An 18,651-nucleotide genomic window follows, 5' to 3' on the forward strand; every position below is an offset into this window, starting at 1 on the left:
GTATGTTTCGTTTAATTATACCGTGTTTGGTATTACTATTATCAGCATGTACCACCAGCAGAGTTGCTGATGATGTAGAGCTTAGCCCTTCAAAAATTGTGGCATTAATGCCACTTGTTAATCATGCTCAAACACCGCTTGCTGGTGAGCGTGCTGAAGATATTTTGGCCAGTATTTGGCAGCAAAATAAATTGCCAACTCTTATACGCGCTCCTCGCGTAAACACTAAAGAGCTTCCACCACTGGACGATCAATACCGTTTAGACAATGCTATGCAATGGTTAAGCACTCAACAAGCTGACTATGTACTAACAGGTAGCATTGAAGAGTGGCGCTATAAAGCCGGTCTTGACGGAGAACCTGTTGTAGCACTGACCTTATCACTCACAGTTAACGGGCAAACAACGCCAATTTGGACGGGAACTATTGCTAAAAGTGGCTGGGGTCGCGATAGCATTGCAGCAACAGCACAAGATGTGATTGCCGATTTAATTTCTTATATAGAGGTTAGTGAGTGAAAACACATTTCCTTAGACCAAGAGACGTTCCTGAGCTACAAATATGGGCTGAGGTATTTATATTTACCGCGCTTGCTTTAGGGCTGCCTGTATTATTTAACGCAGAGGACCCATTTTGGACTGAGGGAGGGTTTTCGTGGCCTGTACTTGGCCCACTTTTAGTTTCTCTACGTTATGGCTTTTCAAAAGGCTTTATTAGTATTTTATGTTTGCTTGTTGGTCAACTTTGTTTACTTCAAGCAAATATTTTATCACCACAAAGCGACTTCAATATTAACGCCATGATTGGCTACATTATTGTAATTATGATCACTGGCGAATTTAGGGATGTGTGGGAACGTACTAATCAACAACAAAGTATTCAGCTTGAGTACGTAACCGATCGCCTTGAAACATTTACTCGTCAGTATCACTTAATTAATTCATCTCACGATAGAATAGAGCAAATGCTTGCTGGCCACACGTTAAGTTTGCGTGAATCGCTACAAGCAGTAAGAACCTCTATCGGGCTATTAAAAGAAAGAAGGCTTGATAGCGCAGCGCAAAAAATAATCGACCTATTCGTTGAATATGGCTTATTAGAAAGAGCGGGATTATATAAAGTTGAAAACGACACTGTTTTAGAGCCACCACTTGCCTCTATTAGCCAAATGGGTCAAATAGCTGAAAATGATCCTCTTATATTAGCGATGATTGAAGAAAAAGAATTAGTATCAGTAAAAGACGCAAAAACTGCATTAGGTATAAGTAAATACCATATGGCAATCCCACTTATCGACGTAAATAATACAATTTACGGCGTTATTTTAGTTGAAAGAGTACAATTTTTTGCACTTAAAAATACCACTCTTACACTACTTGCTGTTATGGCTGGGCATATTGGCGACCTGCTGCGCCATGAAATAACAAACCCAGTAATGACGTATGAAGAGTCTCCATACTTTATTCGCCAAGTTAAACGCGCGAATAAAGAAGCAAAACGATACAACATTCCATCGCAGCTGCTAAAAATAAAAGCCAATAATATTACTGATAAATCGACTCAACTTATGAGTTATTTAAGTGAAGCACGCCGTGGTTTAGACATTTATTTGTATGATAATCAAAATCAGGTATTACTGCTATTAATGCCATTAGCTGATGAACTTGAAAAAGCAGGCTTTATTGCCCGAATGAACACGTGGTGTAAAGAGCGCACTGGTAGCACTTTAGCTGAGCTTGATATTGTTATTGAGCAACAACTTGCACTACCAATAAGCTCAGATGATATAAAGAGATTGGTTTCACTTTCATGATTATAATTATTATAGCGGCTATTTTAGGGTGTATTTGTCAGTACTTTGCACTAATAGAAGTACTGGAAACACCTAATTGGTTTTTAGCTATACTATTACATGCTATTGCTAGCATCCTTTTTGCTATTGTTAGTTATGTGTTTATACCTAAAAAATACAAAACGACTCCTTATAGCTCTTTTTTGCTCATGTTTTTATTATTGTTTACATTACCAGTACTTGGAATTATAGGTGTTGTAGTAGCGCTTACGTTTGCTCTGTGTAAACCTCTAAAAAACGATGATATAGAAATTGAAGAGCATAAAATACCTGAGCTTCCTTTTGAAGCCAGAGCTATATCAGCAAATCCAACCTATTCTATGGGCGGGCTTAAAGCAATTTTAAAGCACGCGAGTGAACCAAATAAACGTTTAAGTGCTGTAATGGCAGCTCGTCACATGAGTGACTCACAAGCTATTCCTATTTTAAAGCTAGCACTTAAAGATTTAGAAGATGATATTCGCCTACTCGCCTACTCAACCCTTGATGGTAAAGAAACCAAACTCAACGAAAAAATCAGTTTATATCAGCAAGAAATAGCCGTTACGACTAAGCAGCCTAAATTGAGTCATTTACAAAAACAACTAGCCGAACTTTATTGGGAACTTAGCTACTTAGGTTTAGCCCAAGGTGCACTGCGAAAATACGTTTTAGAAAAAGCCGAAACACTTGCACAGCAAAGTATTGAGCACGTAAAAACACCTGCAACCTTTATATTTTTAGGCCGTATATCTTTAGCCTTAGACAAATACGAAATAGCCCATGAGTACTTACTTAAAGCAACCGAATTTGGTATGGCAAGGCGTCATGTTCTCCCTTATAAAGCCGAAGTTGCCTTTTGTATGAACAAGTTTGACGACTGTAAACGCTACTTAAAAGAACTCCCAGAACAACCTAAAGGCAGTGAATTACGTCATTTGCAGGAGTATTGGCATGAGTAATAAAAATGCAGACATTTTACTGCTTTTGGAAGGTACCTACCCTTACATACGTGGTGGTGTATCTAGCTGGGTTCATCAAATAATTGAAGGGTTACCTCATTATAACTTTGAGCTTGTTTTTATAGGTGGAGCGCCAGAGCATTATGGCGAGATTCAATATACTTTACCTAAAAACGTTACCAAGCTGCATGTTCATTATTTAGTGGAAAATGACACTTCTGAAATAAAAGCTAAGCATGGCATTAAATATAAAAAAGAGCTCTTTGATTTTTGGCAGCAACTACAAAATTATTTTAGAGATTGTAACGAGCCTATTCCGAGTGAATTGTTAAAATTTGCATTTGAAACTTTGGCTAAAAAAGACGGTATTAACGAAGCCGACTTTTTATATAGTGAATCATCGTGGCAAGTGCTCATCAATTACTATTCAACTTTTTGTGATGAATCCTCTTTTATTGACTTTTTTTGGTCATACCGCAATTTATATAAACCGCTATTTAAAATAGCCGAAATTGCACGTGGACTTCCAAAAGTTAAACTTATTCACTCAATATCTACCGGGTATGCTGGTATTTTAGGATCTGGTGCCAGTGTAATAAGCGATACTCCCTTTTTGTTGACCGAGCATGGTATTTACACCAAAGAGAGAAAAATAGATCTTATTCAAGCCAGTTGGATCAAAGAGTCTGAACAAAGCCTAGGTAAAAACTTAAATACCGAGATGGGCTTTATTCGCCGAATGTGGATCAGCTTTTTTGAGCAAATAGGCCGAACAACATACCAAGAAGCAGATAAGATCATTTCGCTATACGATGGTAACAGACAGCGCCAAATAAAAGATGGTGCAGCGCCTGAAAAAGCATTTGTTGTACCTAATGGTATTAAAACAGTGCGCTTTATTGAAGCGCTTGAGCAGCGTCCAAAACAGATACCACCGGTTGTTGGATTAATTGGACGTGTAGTTCCTATAAAAGATATTAAAACCTTTATACGTGCGATTAAAGAAGCGCAATCGATATTACCAGAGGTCGAAGGCTGGATCATCGGCCCTTATGAAGAAGATCCGCAATATTACAAAGAGTGTGAACTACTTGTAGGCAGCCTTGATTTACAAAACAGTGTTAAGTTTTTAGGTATGCAAGATATTACCAAAATTTTACCTAAGCTCGGAATTGTTGCTTTAACCTCGATTTCCGAAGCGCAGCCTTTAGTGCTTTTAGAAGCAATGGCGGCCGGTGTGCCTGTACTTGCTAGTGATGTTGGCTCGTGCCGCGAAATAATCGAAGGCGGCACCGATGAAGATAAAGCATTAGGTAAAGCTGGTGAAGTTGTCTCAATTGCTTCACCTAGCGAAACAGCACAACAAATATCAAATATGCTAACAAATGAGCAAGCTTGGCTTGAGTATCAAAAAAGTGGTTTAGACCGCGTACAAAAATTTTATGACGAGAGCCACATGTTTGCCCGTTACGATAAACTTTATAAGGATACAATGGCATGGCCGGAATAGGTTTTGAGATACGAAAAATTCTCAAAAAAAATACCCTGCTCTCAGTTTTTGAAGCATACGGCTACGCAGGGTTAATAGGCTCAGGCCCCTGGCTGCTCTCTATTGTAGCGTTAATGCTAATTGGTATTTTAAGTTTAGGAATTGTATTACCTAAAGTACTTATTATTCAGTTTTTAACGCTTGTTACCTACATGATGGCAGCCTCACTTATTTTAACGGGTGGCTTGCAGTTATTACTAACTCGGTTTATTGCCGATTTGTTTTTTCAAAAAGAAGAGGCAAAAGTACTCCCTAATTTACTTGGTGCGCAACTTGTAACAACAATAGCTGCGTTATTGGTGGGCTTAGCTGTATGGCCTATGCTCCCTATACCCGTTGTTACTAAGATTATAATTTTAGGTGCCTTTGTAAGCTTATGTAATCAGTGGCTTGGCGCTATTTTTCTATCAGGTATGAAAGAGTACCGGTTAATTTTAATAACTATGCTAAGTGGTTACGCCTTTATGGTATTGCTTGCATATTTATTAAGAGACTGGCAGCTAGACGGCTTATTTTTTGCGTTTTTTGCAGGCGAAGCACTGCTCTTTTTTAGCTTTTTATTTATGATTATTCGCCGCTACCCAGGTGAAAAACTTATAAGCTTTGACTTTTTAAGCAATAAAAAAGTGTATTACAGCCTATTCTTTTGTGGTCTGTTTTATAACATTGGTGTATGGGCTGATAAAATCATTTTTTGGTATTCTCCAAGCACATCAATTCAAATTATTGGTACATTAAGAGCCAGCCCAATTTATGACTTACCTATATTTTTGGCTTATTTGTCTATTATCCCCGGTATGGCGGTATTTTTAGTAAAAATGGAAACAGACTTTGTAGAAGAGTACGACCGTTTTTACACCGCTATTCGTGGTGGCTCATCTCTTGAAGAGATCTACATATTAAAAGACAGTATGATCCAAACTGCGCGTGCCGGTTTATACGATATATTTAAAATTCAGGGTATTACCGTTGCCTGCTTATTATTATGGGGTGAGCAAATACTTACCTTTATTGGCATTGATCCAAACTATAAAACGCTTTTATTTATTGATGTAGTAGGTGTAGGCGTACAAGTTATATTTTTATCTATTTTAAATATTTTGTTTTATTTAGATAAACGCTCAACAGTGCTATTTTTAGCGGGGTTATTTTTGGTAATAAACGTTGTTTTAACTTTGTTATCAATTGCTTTTGGACCGCAGTTTTATGGCTATGGCTTTGCATTAGCAACCATTATTACCTCGGTAGTAGGATTATTTTGGCTTTCAAAACAATTTGAAGATTTAGAATACGAAACGTTTATGCTGCAATAGCATAATATAAAAACTTAGCATAAAGGCTGTAAGCTACAGCCTTTATCGTTACGTTAAAAACTCTAATAAACCGCGCTCAAACCGACTAAGATACTTTGTTTTACGGGGTAATTTAAAATTGTCGCGCCAATGAGTTTGTTCTGATTCATTTTTCTTACAAAGCTCAATAACATCAGGATGAATATAAGAATTACGCGCTATTGTTGGCGTATTCCCAAGCTTTGAAGACACTTCATCAAGCATTTTTTTTAATGTAATAGCGCCTTTTGCTTCATACACTTCTTTAAAAGCAATCACACTTGCTCGCCATGTTCTAAAGTGTTTTGCGCTAAATTCTTCACCCATTATATTTTGAATATACTGATTGATTTCAGTAGAGGTAACGTTAGAGCGCTCCCCCTCTTCTATATATTGAAACAAGTGTTGCCCGGGTAAGTCCTGAAGCTCCTTAATAACACTACTCAATGCTTTATCCGTTATATTTACTTCCCTTTCTTTGCCTGACTTTGCACGGTATTTTAATCTAATATTTTTTCCTGTTAATTTTGCATGCCTTGATCTTAGGGTTGTCGCACCAAAACTTTTATTTTGTTTTACATTACGTTCATTCCCCACCCGTAAAGCACCTAAATCCATTAATCTAACAATGGCTGCTAAAGTACGTTCATAATCGAGCTCATCACCTTGCAATGCTTCCTTTAATTGAGCCCTAAGTAACGGCAGCTTATGTCCAAACACACTACAAGCTTGATACTTTTTAGCATCTTGTTGTTGTGTAAATAATGGATGATATCGGTACTGCTTTCGTCCTTTACTGTCGTAACCTGTTGCTAAAATATGCCCATTTTCTTCAGGGCAAAACCATACACTTTTATAAGCAGGCGGGAACGCGAGTGAATTTAAGCGCTCAATAACGGCCTTCTCTTTAATTATTTTTCCTATTGGGTCAAAATACTGCCAATGTTTGTTTTTTTTCTTTCGGGTAATTCCGGGCAAACTATCATCAACGTAAATCAATTCCATCATTCCTCCTCAAGCATTTAAAAGAGATATTGTTAACTCGCTTAAGCTTATATTTCAAAGCATAGAATGTACCACTTTAAAATAACCTTAAACTGAACGACTTTATTGATATATAATCAAAAATTGAGCAAAAACAAAAATACGATATATATAATGGTTATTATAACTACGCTTATATTCTCCCTTAATTGGGCATGCTGTTTAAAAGGAGCATTCAATGGCTTTTGATTATGGATCGATTGATCTTGGACTAAAAAACCCCTTCAAACTTGAAGGTAAAGTAACAGCTGTAAGAGGACTCATTGAGTCTATAGCGGGTATTAGTTTACTTGTTATTGCTGCGGGATCAGTAAAAGAAGATACAACCGCTGGATGGATTTTAATGGTGTTTGGCATGCTTATTTTAGCATTCGGCATTCGCTCACTTTCAAGTGGTATTTATGCAACTCTTAAGTATTTTGTAGGCAGAAACCACCCTACTTCACTTGCTTATAACTACAGCAAATCACAAGCATCAACCGCCCAAGAAGAACAAAAAGAAGTAGCCTACACCGCGCAATCACTCGAAGAAATGCTGGTTGGTCGTAAAAACAGTACGTTTAAAGAGCCTAATGGTTTTTTATCACGTTTACTTCACAGCTTAATCCCTAAGTTATTATTCCTACCTTATCCTATTCGTAATGTTGCTCAGCGCTTATTTGGCTCATGGGTAAGTACCCTTGTTGCACTTATTGCTTATGGCCTTGTAGCATTTGTATCTTTATCGGGTTTTACCGGTGAAGCAGGCGAATTAGCATTTCCTGTTTATAGTGCCATATTAATGTTCTACGTGCTTTTTTCGTGGCGCTCTACGGGTAAACCTATTTCTAGAAACGCTGAAAAAAATATTGAAGCACTTGGTACTGGTGCACTCGCTAAAATTATTTCTTTATCTTTTATTCTACCAATCGCTATTGGCCTTTCTATGTCATGGCTGATGAAAGAACAACACATTAGCAAACAAGAAATAGATGGCTGGATTGAGCAACTACCTAGTCTTCATGCTGGCATGTACTTAATTGCGATTATTGTATTAGCCACTCTGAGCTGCGCAATTGCTTTTATTATGATTAAAGCGCGTTTAAATGCAGTTACCCCTTCTGCTGAAGTATCAGAACTACGTGAAAACTGGCAAGAGTCTGTTCATCCAGACGAAATTTTTATAAACCTAGACAATCTAGTAATGGCTAACCGTCGTTATAAAGAAGTACCTAACAGAGTTTATCGCGAATTAGATCCTAAGCTTCAAGAACAAATTGAAGGTAAAGGCGGTTTTAAAGGTGAAATGATCCAAGAGATTCAACCTAAACTGCACTCAATAGACTTAGGTAAAAACTTTACGCTAGCAAGGTTACTTGCTTTAGTAAGTGGTAACTTGCTTTATATTATAGCCTTAGCGTTTACTGTGTTTTTAGCGTATTCGTTTATTAATATTTATCATTACGTTGACGCTGCAAATATTAGTAGCTTTAAACAAGCATTTAATAACCAACATGTTATTCAATTTAGTGAGCTATTAATGACAAGCTTTCACTTATTGCTAATAAGTATACTTATTAAAGCATTTGCGCAATTGCTTACAAATACAGCTCATCTATTTTTTGCTGAAATGCAATTTGAATCACTACTAGTGTACTTTAAATGCGAAGGCACATTTACTGAGTCTAAAATATCAACAGGTACTGGTATTCATGATAGTACCCGCTCAGAAAATACTTTAGTACGCAGTAGCATAACGCCTTGGATTATTGTTTCTCGTGTTATTTCTACTACGTTTGCAGCAACAGGTATGAAAAATCTTGAACATCCTCGCCATATTATGGAAATGCATAAAGACGAAGGACAATTACAAGCAATCAAAAAAGACGTTATCGCGTTCTTGAAAGACCGTGAATCTATCGCCTCAATCACCAGTGAGCGTGATTTAGGTAATGCTTCACAAATACATCAATTAAATCAGCAAACGCGTGCTATACCTACTCAGCAAGCGATAGCTAAAGATGACGAAGAAGCTGCCGGGTATTTAAGACAAGAAGAAAGCTTATCTCCCGAGCCAAAGGGTTAATTAACTTAAACTCTGGATTATTAGTATTAATGCCACCTTGTAAATTAGGTGGCATTTTTTTATCCTTTATTAACCTCTATTCAATACCTTTTAACTTTACTACCTCTTTTATACTCAACAACATGATTAATATTGGATTAGTCCACAAAGCCCTTGCTTTATGTGCCAAAACACAAATAATGAAGTATTAATCACAGGGTAAGAATGAGGACAATGAGCTATATACTAACCACCCAATGTGCTGACGACGTAGGCTTAATAGCTAAAATCACAGGGCTTTGTCATAAAAATAATTTAAATATTACGCGTAACAACGAGTTTGTAGATAAAGACGCACAGCGATTTTTTATGCGCACAGAGCTTACAGGCGAGCCACAAAGCGACTTTTTAGATCAACTACGCGCACTGTTGCCACAAGGCGCTAAACTTGCCCTACATTGCGGTGCAAAAACTAAAGTAGTTTTACTTGCAACTAAAGAAGCCCATTGTTTAGGTGGTATGTTGCTAAAGCAATTTGAACAAACTCTTAATATTGAAGTATTAGCAGTTATTGCTAACTACGCTGATTTAGAGCCTTTAGCAAAAGGGTTTGATGTGCCGTTTCATGTTGTATCGCACGAAGGACTAACTCGTAGCGAGCACGATCAAAAAGTAGGTGATTTAATTGCCAGCTACAACCCTGATATTATTGGTCTTGCCAAATACATGCGTATTTTAAGCCCTGAATTTGTGGGTCGCTTTGAAGGCAAAATAATTAATATTCATCATTCATTTTTACCCGCATTTATAGGTGCTAAACCTTATCATCAAGCATTTGAGCGCGGCGTAAAAATCATTGGTGCTACCGCTCACTTTGTGAATAATGAGCTTGATGAAGGACCTATCATTCTTCAAGACGTAACAAGCGTAACGCACGCTAATACTGCAGAAATGATGGCTAAAATGGGTAAAGATGTAGAGAAAACAGTGTTTTGTAAAGCACTCCAACTTGCATCAGAGCATAAGCTATTTATTAATGGTAATAAAACTGTAGTGTTTTCTTAGCATTGTACCAATTCGCTTAATTAAGTAGTTTATTTTGAGGTAATAAAACAGTGTTGATAACAAGGTATGCATTTTGTTATTAACCTGAATTCTGATTAACTATTCTACACATAAAAATATGCCAGCATTGTTGCTGGCATTTTTTTGCTCATAATTAAGCAAGTGACTTTTTAAATGTAAATTATGCCTGCTCTATTGGCTCGAGTTTTAATTTCGCGGCAATTAAAACGGCTTGGGTACGATTGTACACGCCGAGTTTTCTAAATATGGCTGTAATGTGTGCTTTTACTGTTGCTTCTGATATGTGCAGTTCATAAGCAATTTGCTTATTAAGTAAACCTTCGTGCAGATATTGCAGCACTCGGTATTGTTGAGGTGTTAATGAGGCAACTTGCGCTGCTATTTCTCGGTCTTCACCTTCAATTTCAGCTACTTTGTTTTTTAACTCTTTTGGTAGCCATGTATCGCCTTCAAGTATTTGGTTAATTGCACTGGCAATATCATCAGACGATGACGATTTAGGAATAAAACCCATAGCGCCGTAACCCATTACTTTAGAAACTATATTAGCGTCTTCACTACCCGAAACAACGGCAATAGGTAAGCTTGGGTATTCTTCTCTAATACGAATAAGACCATATAAATCACCATTACCTGGCATGTGAAGGTCTAGCAGTAATATATCAAGATCCTCTTGCTCGCTTAACACTTGCAGTGTGCTGTCAAAATCGGATGATTCAAAAACCTCTAAACCTTCAAATTTTGCGCTCAATGCGCCCTTTAGTGCTTCACGAAATAACGGATGGTCGTCCGCTATTAAAAACTGACTCATGGTTCACTCCTAATAAATTCGGCTGCCAGTTAGGTATAAAACCCTTACTGACAGCCGATATACTACGTTTAGAATCAACTTGTAATCAAGTTTTTAACGCACATTTAACGATTTAATCTGTTCTCGATTAGTTCATCGACTACAGATGGATCTGCAAGCGTTGACGTATCACCGAGTTGTTGGTGCTCATTTGCAGCGATTTTACGTAAAATACGACGCATAATCTTGCCTGAGCGCGTTTTAGGTAAACCTGGAGACCATTGAATCATATCTGGTGATGCTATTGGGCTAAGCTCTTTACGAACCCAGTTACGTACCTCTTTGGTTAACTCATCGCTTACTGTTACACCTTCATTTGGCGTAATATAAACATAAATACCTTGGCCTTTAATATCATGCGGGTAACCTACAACAGCGGCTTCTGCTACTGCTGGATGTGATACAAGAGCACTTTCAATCTCCGCAGTACCTAAGCGATGACCTGATACGTTAAGTACATCGTCCACACGTCCTGTGATCCAGTAATAACCGTCTTCATCACGACGACACCCATCACCAGTAAAGTAAACACCTGGGTAGGCGCTAAAATAAGTTTGTTCAAAACGTTCATGGTCGCCATAAACAGTTCGCGCTTGCGATGGCCAACTATCTAAAATAACTAAATTACCATCTACGGCACCTTCGAGTGTATTACCTTCAGCATCAAATAATGCTGGCGCAATACCAAAAAATGGATGGGTTGCAGAGCCAGGCTTTGTATCAGTTGCACCCGGTAAAGGCGTAATCATTATGCCACCGGTTTCTGTTTGCCACCACGTATCAACAATCGGACAATTAGATTTACCAATACTCTCGTAATACCACGTCCATGCTTCTGGATTAATTGGCTCACCAACCGAGCCTAAAATACGTAAACTATCGCGATTTGACGAAGCAGTTGGCTCATCACCTTTCGCCATTAGCGCACGAATTGCTGTAGGCGCAGTATATAAAATAGTTACACCGTGTTTATCAACAATTTCGCCCATACGTCCTGCAGTTGGATAAGTTGGTACACCTTCAAATAATACTTGTGTACAACCGTTTACTAATGGCCCGTATGCAATGTAACTGTGGCCTGTGATCCAACCTACATCGGCACTACACCAATACACATCGTCTTCTTTTAAATCAAATACGTATTCATGTGTCATTGATGAGTAAACTAAGTAGCCACCAGTAGTATGCACAACACCCTTCGGCTGACCTGTTGAACCTGATGTATATAAAATAAACAATGGATCTTCAGCGTTCATTGGCTCTGGTTCACACTTTGCTGGTAAATCAGCAACTAGGTCATGCCACCATATATCGTGCTCATTCCAATCAACTTCACCGCCGGTTAATTGGTGCACAATAACATGCTCAATTGAGGTTACAGTTTCTTGCGCTACCGCTTCATCTACATTTGCTTTTAATGGAACACAATTACCTGCTCTGCGCCCTTCATCCGAAGTAATAACAATTTTGGCACCCGAATCTCGAATACGATCTGCAATCGCAGAAGGTGAAAAGCCACCAAATACAACCGAATGAATAGCACCAATACGTGCACAAGCCTGCATTGCATAAACAGCTTGAGGCGTCATAGGCATATAAATCGCTACACGATCACCTTTTTGAACACCTAGCTTTTTTAAACCATTGGCAAACTTAGCCACTTCATCATGCAATTGTTGATAAGTAATATTCTCACTTTGAGATGGGCTGTCACCTTCCCAAATAAGCGCCGTTTTGTCTGCTTTGGTTTTTAAGTGACGATCGATACAATTGTACGAAGCATTAAGGTAGCCATCCTCATACCATTTAATATTTATATGTCCTTTGTCGAATGATGTGTTTTTAACTTTTGTATAAGGGGTAGACCAATCAAGACGTTTGCCATGCTCACGCCAAAAACTTTCTGGGTCATCAATAGATTGCTTGTAAAGCGTATTATATTTATTTTTATCTACAAGAGTCGCATCTTTAATATGCGCCGGAACTGGATAGATACTTTGTGACATCTTCGTCTCCATTAAATTACTTGCCTTAGGCTCTTATCAAGGATTACTCAGCAGTACTTTATTAAGTATTAGACCTTAGTTGTATTCCTCACCAATTTGCTCATTTGTAGTTTATAATCCTTCTGCTTTCAATTTTTTTACATAAATAATACAACGCGTTAAATGTAAGTGAATACAAACTTATCAACTCTAAAACCTTAGTCTTATAGACCAATAGGTAATTGAGTAAATATTGCGCATATTCAACAGTGTTCGGTACTGTAATAAACGTATTTACTGCAGTACTTAATAAAAGCTTTATTTAACGAATGAAAACAATATGTGTATTGAAAAGCTAAATTAACACCCTTTTTATTCGTAAGTAATACTCGTAGCAAGTAATACAACCTTACATGAAAAAAAAAGTAACAGACAACAAGTAGCCTATAAAGGACACCACAATGAAATTTATCCCATTAAAAACATTGGCAGCAAGCGCTGTACTATGTGCACTATCAAGTACTGCATACGCGGCAACTGCTGCAAAAATTGGTGATACCGAATTTACTTACGGTGGATACATCAAGCTAGACACAATGTGGAGTGATTACTCCGCAGGTGCACCGGCTGGTACAAACGTTGGCCGTGATTTTTACGTACCAAGCACGCTAACCGTTGGTGACGACAATAGCTCTGATGCAGTATTTGATATGCATGCACGCGAGTCACGCTTTAATTTTGGTACATCAACTTTAATGGATAACGGCAAAACCGTTAAGACTAAAATTGAGATTGATTTTTTAGCCTCGGCTGCTGGCGGTAATGAGCGAGTTTCAAACTCTTACGCACCACGTATTCGCCACGCGTTTGTTACTTACGATGGTTGGTTATTTGGTCAAACGTGGTCTAACTTTCAAAACGTGGGTGCCCTTGCTGAAACGCTTGATTTTGTAGGGCCTGCTGAAGGCACTGTGTTTGTGCGTCAATCGCAAATTAAATATACCACTGGCGCATGGTCTTTCTCATTAGAAAACCCAGAAAGTACAATTTCTACGACTAGCGGTATGGTAGTCACTGATGATGCATCATTACCCGATTTTACAGCTCGTTACACACACAAAGCTGATTGGGGTAACATTGTTGTTGCCGCGCTTGCTCGCCAACTTACTTATAAAGTAGGCAGTGTTGATGCCGATGAAACATCTTTTGGTATTAGTGCATCGGGTAAAATAAACCTTGGTGAAGACAACCTTAAATTTATGCTTACTCAAGGCAAAGGCTTAGGCCGTTACGTAGGCTTAAACGTAGCTCACGGTGCAGTACTTAATGGCGATGAACTAGATGCGATTGACTCAACTTCTGGTTTTGTTGCTTACCAGCACAAGTGGACAAGCAAATGGCGCTCAACGTTCTTATACTCATTCTTTAGCGCTGATAACAACACTGATTTATTAGCTATTTCTGGCGATCCGACAGAATCAAGCCAAAGCTACAGCGCAAATATTCTATACTCACCCGTTAAACGTTTAACGTTTGGTGCTGAACTAAAGCATGCTGAACGTGAAACTGAAAGTGGCGTAGATGGCGATCTAGATCGCTTACAGTTCTCTGTTAAATACTCTTTTTAATAACTAAAAAGCTAACTACTTTAAAAAAGCGGCCTAGGCCGCTTTTTTTATAAGGGATATTAAGTTCTATATAATTCATCAATTCGTACCCATAATCTCTTTATGTGACGCTAAAATCCAACAAAATAGAATAATAATAGGTAAAAACACACAACCTAATTGCAAATCGATATCATTTAGATTAAGTTACGCACTTCTTTTTGAACTAACTGGAAAAACTTATGTCGTCCCCTCAAGTTTTGCGTTTATCTAAATTAAGCTTTGCTACTTCTTTAATTCTATCTGGTTATGCACTTGCTGATGAAGCAACTGTAAAAGATGAACCTCTCGAAAAAATTGCGGTATATGGTCAACATCACAAAAACTACATAACAGAAGAAGCGCAATCAGCTACCAAACTAGGTCTAACAATTAAAGAAACACCACAGTCAATCTCGGTAGTATCACGCGCATTAATGGACGACTTTTCACTAGACGATATAAACTCAGTACTTGAAAGCACCCCCGGCGTAACAGTAGAGCAAATAGAAACAGATCGTACTTACTTTAAAGCTCGTGGCTTTGAAATTACTAACTTTCAAGTTGATGGCTTAGGTATTCCACAAAGCTCTGGATCTATTCAAGGCAGTCTTGATACTTCAATTTATGACCGTGTAGAAATAGTTCGTGGCGCTAATGGCTTAATGACCGGTGCCGGTAATCCTTCTGCAACTGTAAATATGGTTTTAAAAAAGCCAACTTACACAACACAAGCAAATGCATCAGCCTCGTATGGCTCATGGAATAAAAAACGTTTAGATTTAGATGTATCTACGCCAATAAATGAAGAACACGCCGTACGTGCTGTATTTACAAAGCAAAAAGCTGATTCATACCTAGATCGCTACGAAACAGATAAAACAATTATTTATTTAGCCTACGAAGGCAAATTAACAGACAGCACATTATTAAGCGTTAACTACGTTAACCAACAAAAAGATGCTAATAGCCCACTTTGGGGGGCACTACCTCTTTATTACACCGACGGCTCACCAACTAACTATGACGAATCAACCAGTACTGCTGCTGATTGGTCTTACTGGGATAACAGTGCAGAGCAAGTATATGTAACGCTTGAACAAAACTTATCAGCAACATGGGTGGCTAGAGCACGCTATGCTCACATCGAAAACAAGCAAAACTCAGAGCTGTTCTACGTATACGGTACCCCTGATAGAGATACTGAACTTGGTTTAACAGGTTATGCTAGCCGTTATGATTACGAAGATAAGCATGACTTATTTGATTTATACGCCAGTGGTAAGTTTGATTTATTTAATCAAGAGCACGACCTATCATTTGGTGTTAGCCAAGCTAAAATGGATTACAACGAGCAGTCTCTTTACGATTACACTACAGGCAATGGTTTTCCAGATATGCCATCACTTAAAACGTGGGATGGTGTAGTACCAGAGGCAACACTTGTTGATGGCGTAAATGGTAGTGATATTACTAACGAGCAAAAATCAGCTTACATATCTACTCGCATTAAATTAAGTGAGCCTTTAAGTGTGCTCGCTGGCGTGCGTTATACCGATTGGGAAACAAAAGGCACAGCCTATGGCGTTGCTCAAACTCGAAGTGACTCTGAGCTAATACCGTACATTGGTACAGTGTACGACTTTAACGAATCTCTATCGGCTTATGCAAGCTATACAGAAACATTTGTACCGCAAAAAGAACTAGACATAAATGCCAATCAACTACCTGCTGTTACTGGCAAAAGTAGCGAAATAGGTGTCAAAGCACAGCTTCTAGACGACCAGTTATTTGTAACGTTTGCTTATTTTGATGCAAAACAAGATGGCCTTGCTGTTGCTATAGCTAACTCATTACCAAGTGATACGCGTTATTATGCAGCTGATGGCATTAGTAGTAATGGTTTTGAAGTAGAGTTAAGTGGTAAATTTACAGATGATTTAAGTGCAAGTATTAGCTTTAGTAATTTAAATATTGATGGTGATGATTTAGTAAAAGATTACACACCAGAAAACCAACTTAAAGTGGCCGCAACCTACCAAGTGCCTTTAGTTGATGGCTTATCATTTGGTGCAAACTATCGCTGGCAGGATTCAACTAGCCGAGTTCAAGTTAAAGATGCTAATGGTATTGCAAGTGTTACTACCAACCAAGATGCATACGGGTTACTTGATTTAATGGCCACTTACAAAATTACAGATAACGTAGGAGTCACTTTCAACGTTAATAACACCACAGGTGAAAAATATTTGCACAGCCTATACTGGGAACAAGGTTACTACGGTGCACCGCGTAACTACGCTCTATCTGTAAATTGGCAGTTATAAATATATTTGATTAATTAAAGGCTGTAGATTTTTGCGGTTAAATTAAAAAACGACACATTTTTAATGTGTCGTTTTTATTTTTATCTAACCTAAACTCTGGTTAAGAGATTTACTAACGTATTGAATCATAGTGGTATTTAAATTTATTTTCTCTAGCCAGAGATTTTCAGTGGAAACAAGGCGAATTTACGCGTCAATAGCTGGCCTATTGTAAGTAAATTCAACGCAGTTAGCGCTGAAAATAGCTGCTCGAGATAGATTTATTATCCAGAGCTCAGGTTATCTACTTTAAGTTTTTAATAACAAAAAAACGCTAATCATTACTGATTAACGCTTTTTAAAGCTCGGGTCAAATCAAGCTTAAAAACTCATTTTGAGGCTGTTAAAGATCAGCGTCATCGCCCAACTTATCTTCACCATCATCTGGTTCAATAGTTGCTTTTAATAAAAGCATTTCGCGTAACTTGCCTTCAATCTCATCTGCAATTTCTGGGTTTTCTTTCAAAAACTTAATTGAGTTAGATTTACCTTGGCCAACCTTGTTGCCACAGTAACTATACCAAGCACCTGCTTTTTCAACAATTTTATGCTTAACGCCTAGGTCAATTAGCTCGCCTTGCTTAGAAATACCTTCACCATACATGATGATAAATTCAGCTTGTTTAAACGGCGGCGCTACTTTGTTTTTAACAATTTTAACGCGAGTTTCGTTACCAACAACTTCATCGCCTTCTTTAACAGAACCAATACGACGAATATCAATACGTACCGATGCGTAAAACTTAAGTGCATTACCACCCGTTGTTGTTTCTGGGTTACCAAACATAACACCAATTTTCATACGGATTTGGTTAATGAAAATACACAACGTGTTAGAGCGTTTAATGTTACCAGTAAGCTTGCGTAATGCTTGCGACATTAAACGTGCTTGTAAGCCCATGTGCGAATCGCCCATATCGCCTTCAATTTCAGCTTTTGGTGTTAGTGCAGCAACCGAGTCAATTACAACAACATCTACTGCGCTTGAGCGTACTAACATGTCACAAATTTCTAGTGCTTGCTCACCTGTATCTGGTTGAGATACAAATAATTCATCTATATTTACACCCAATTTTTGGGCATATACTGGATCTAGAGCATGCTCAGCATCAATAAAGGCACATGTTTTGCCTTCTTTTTGTGCTTCTGCGATAACTTGTAAAGTAAGCGTTGTTTTACCAGATGACTCAGGTCCGTATACTTCAACAATACGTCCCATAGGTAAACCACCTATGCCTAAAGCAATATCAATACCTAATGAGCCTGTAGATACAGATTCAATGTTTAACGCTTTGTTATCACCCAATTTCATAATTGAGCCTTTACCAAATTGACGTTCAATTTGTGATAGTGCTGCGTCCAACGCTTTTTGTTTGTTATCGTTCATTTTATTCTCCAAATCCAGCTAATGGAATCAAGTATACTGTATGAAATCACAGTATCAAGCTAATTTTTTTATTTTATCTCATCTATTACACTTTTCAATGCAAATACAATAGCTTGCAGTCTAACTTGAGCCCTATCGCCAGAGAATACTTGTTTAAAGGTCAGTACTTTGTCATTAATTTGTATGCCAAACCACACAAGTCCCACAGGTTTGCCATCAGTTGCCCCGCCAGGTCCTGCAATACCCGATACAGCTATAGATATATTTGCATTTGTTGCTTTAATAGCACCTAATGCCATTTCACGCACTGTTTGTTCGCTCACAGCACCGTACTTTGCTAATGTGCTTGCACTTACATTTAGCAAATCTTGCTTTGCTTGGTTGCTGTAAGTCACAAATGCGCGGTCAATATAAGCAGAGCTTCCGGGCGTATCTGTAAGGGCATAACTCACTCCGCCACCAGTACATGACTCAGCACTAGTGATCCATAAGCATTTATCCGTTAAAATAGCGCCTAATTGCGCAGCAAGTGTTTTAATCTCTTGATGTAATTCCATATTCAGCCTTTGG

At 38.1% G+C, this 18,651-nt stretch carries 14 protein-coding genes; 9 read left to right on the forward strand and 5 right to left on the reverse strand.

Going from position 1 to position 18,651, the window contains the following annotated elements; genetic code table 11:
- Nucleotides 1-2 precede the first annotated feature (2 nt).
- The 5 genes from I6F45_RS13655 to pelG are packed head-to-tail and all read left to right on the forward strand — an operon-like array spanning nucleotide 3 to nucleotide 5,655.
- Nucleotides 3-518 (forward strand): protein PelC, encoded by a 516-nt coding sequence (locus I6F45_RS13655; protein ID WP_165728463.1) that lies wholly within the window; start codon nucleotides 3-5, stop codon nucleotides 516-518.
- The gene (locus tag I6F45_RS13660) at nucleotides 515-1,813 is read left to right on the forward strand and encodes a PelD GGDEF domain-containing protein (RefSeq protein ID WP_165728462.1); all 1,299 of its coding nucleotides are present in this window, start codon (nucleotides 515-517) and stop codon (nucleotides 1,811-1,813) included. The genes I6F45_RS13655 and I6F45_RS13660 overlap by 4 nt, the downstream gene beginning before the upstream one ends.
- Nucleotides 1,810-2,793, forward strand: a complete 984-nt coding sequence (locus tag I6F45_RS13665; RefSeq protein WP_165728461.1) for a HEAT repeat domain-containing protein — start codon at nucleotides 1,810-1,812, stop codon at nucleotides 2,791-2,793. The genes I6F45_RS13660 and I6F45_RS13665 overlap by 4 nt, the downstream gene beginning before the upstream one ends.
- Nucleotides 2,786-4,303, forward strand: a complete 1,518-nt coding sequence (gene pelF / locus I6F45_RS13670; protein WP_165728460.1) for a GT4 family glycosyltransferase PelF — start codon at nucleotides 2,786-2,788, stop codon at nucleotides 4,301-4,303. The genes I6F45_RS13665 and pelF overlap by 8 nt, the downstream gene beginning before the upstream one ends.
- Entirely contained in the window at nucleotides 4,291-5,655 is a 1,365-nt protein-coding gene (pelG, locus tag I6F45_RS13675; protein WP_007584803.1) for an exopolysaccharide Pel transporter PelG, read from the forward strand. Before pelF ends, pelG begins: the two co-directional genes overlap by 13 nt.
- 48 nt (nucleotides 5,656-5,703) lie before the next feature.
- Here the strand turns inward: pelG and I6F45_RS13680 are convergent, their stop codons facing one another.
- On the reverse strand, nucleotides 5,704-6,678 hold the full coding sequence (locus tag I6F45_RS13680) for a DNA topoisomerase IB (RefSeq protein ID WP_165741000.1): 975 nt from the start codon (nucleotides 6,676-6,678) through the stop codon (nucleotides 5,704-5,706).
- Nucleotides 6,679-6,895: 217 nt separating this feature from the next.
- On the opposite strand from I6F45_RS13680, the gene I6F45_RS13685 reads away from it, so the two are divergent.
- Nucleotides 6,896-8,782, forward strand: coding sequence for a hypothetical protein (locus tag I6F45_RS13685; protein ID WP_165728458.1), 1,887 nt, complete (start codon nucleotides 6,896-6,898; stop codon nucleotides 8,780-8,782).
- A gap of 213 nt (nucleotides 8,783-8,995) precedes the next feature.
- Nucleotides 8,996-9,826 (forward strand): formyltetrahydrofolate deformylase, encoded by an 831-nt coding sequence (purU, locus tag I6F45_RS13690; RefSeq protein WP_007584800.1) that lies wholly within the window; start codon nucleotides 8,996-8,998, stop codon nucleotides 9,824-9,826.
- A gap of 181 nt (nucleotides 9,827-10,007) precedes the next feature.
- Here the strand turns inward: purU and I6F45_RS13695 are convergent, their stop codons facing one another.
- The gene (locus I6F45_RS13695; RefSeq protein WP_007584799.1) at nucleotides 10,008-10,658 is read right to left on the reverse strand and encodes a response regulator transcription factor; all 651 of its coding nucleotides are present in this window, start codon (nucleotides 10,656-10,658) and stop codon (nucleotides 10,008-10,010) included.
- A 104-nt stretch (nucleotides 10,659-10,762) separates the two neighbouring features.
- Entirely contained in the window at nucleotides 10,763-12,703 is a 1,941-nt protein-coding gene (acs, locus tag I6F45_RS13700) for an acetate--CoA ligase (RefSeq protein WP_165741001.1), read from the reverse strand.
- 440 nt (nucleotides 12,704-13,143) lie between these two features.
- Here acs and I6F45_RS13705 point away from each other — a divergent pair, with 440 nt between their 5' ends.
- Nucleotides 13,144-14,310, forward strand: coding sequence for a DcaP family trimeric outer membrane transporter (locus I6F45_RS13705; RefSeq protein WP_197119077.1), 1,167 nt, complete (start codon nucleotides 13,144-13,146; stop codon nucleotides 14,308-14,310).
- 221 nt (nucleotides 14,311-14,531) lie between these two features.
- On the forward strand, nucleotides 14,532-16,655 hold the full coding sequence (locus tag I6F45_RS13710; RefSeq protein ID WP_165742066.1) for a TonB-dependent siderophore receptor: 2,124 nt from the start codon (nucleotides 14,532-14,534) through the stop codon (nucleotides 16,653-16,655).
- A 382-nt stretch (nucleotides 16,656-17,037) separates the two neighbouring features.
- Here the strand turns inward: I6F45_RS13710 and recA are convergent, their stop codons facing one another.
- Both recA and I6F45_RS13720 read right to left on the reverse strand, forming a co-directional pair.
- Entirely contained in the window at nucleotides 17,038-18,081 is a 1,044-nt protein-coding gene (gene recA, locus I6F45_RS13715; RefSeq protein ID WP_024591486.1) for a recombinase RecA, read from the reverse strand.
- A 68-nt stretch (nucleotides 18,082-18,149) separates the two neighbouring features.
- Nucleotides 18,150-18,638: a CinA family protein gene (locus tag I6F45_RS13720; protein ID WP_101217726.1), complete on the reverse strand. Its 489-nt coding sequence runs from the start codon at nucleotides 18,636-18,638 to the stop codon at nucleotides 18,150-18,152.
- Nucleotides 18,639-18,651 lie beyond the last annotated feature (13 nt).

Origin of the sequence: Pseudoalteromonas sp. SWYJZ19, from assembly GCF_015864375.1 — a bacterium.
GTDB lineage: Bacteria > Pseudomonadota > Gammaproteobacteria > Enterobacterales > Alteromonadaceae > Pseudoalteromonas > Pseudoalteromonas arctica.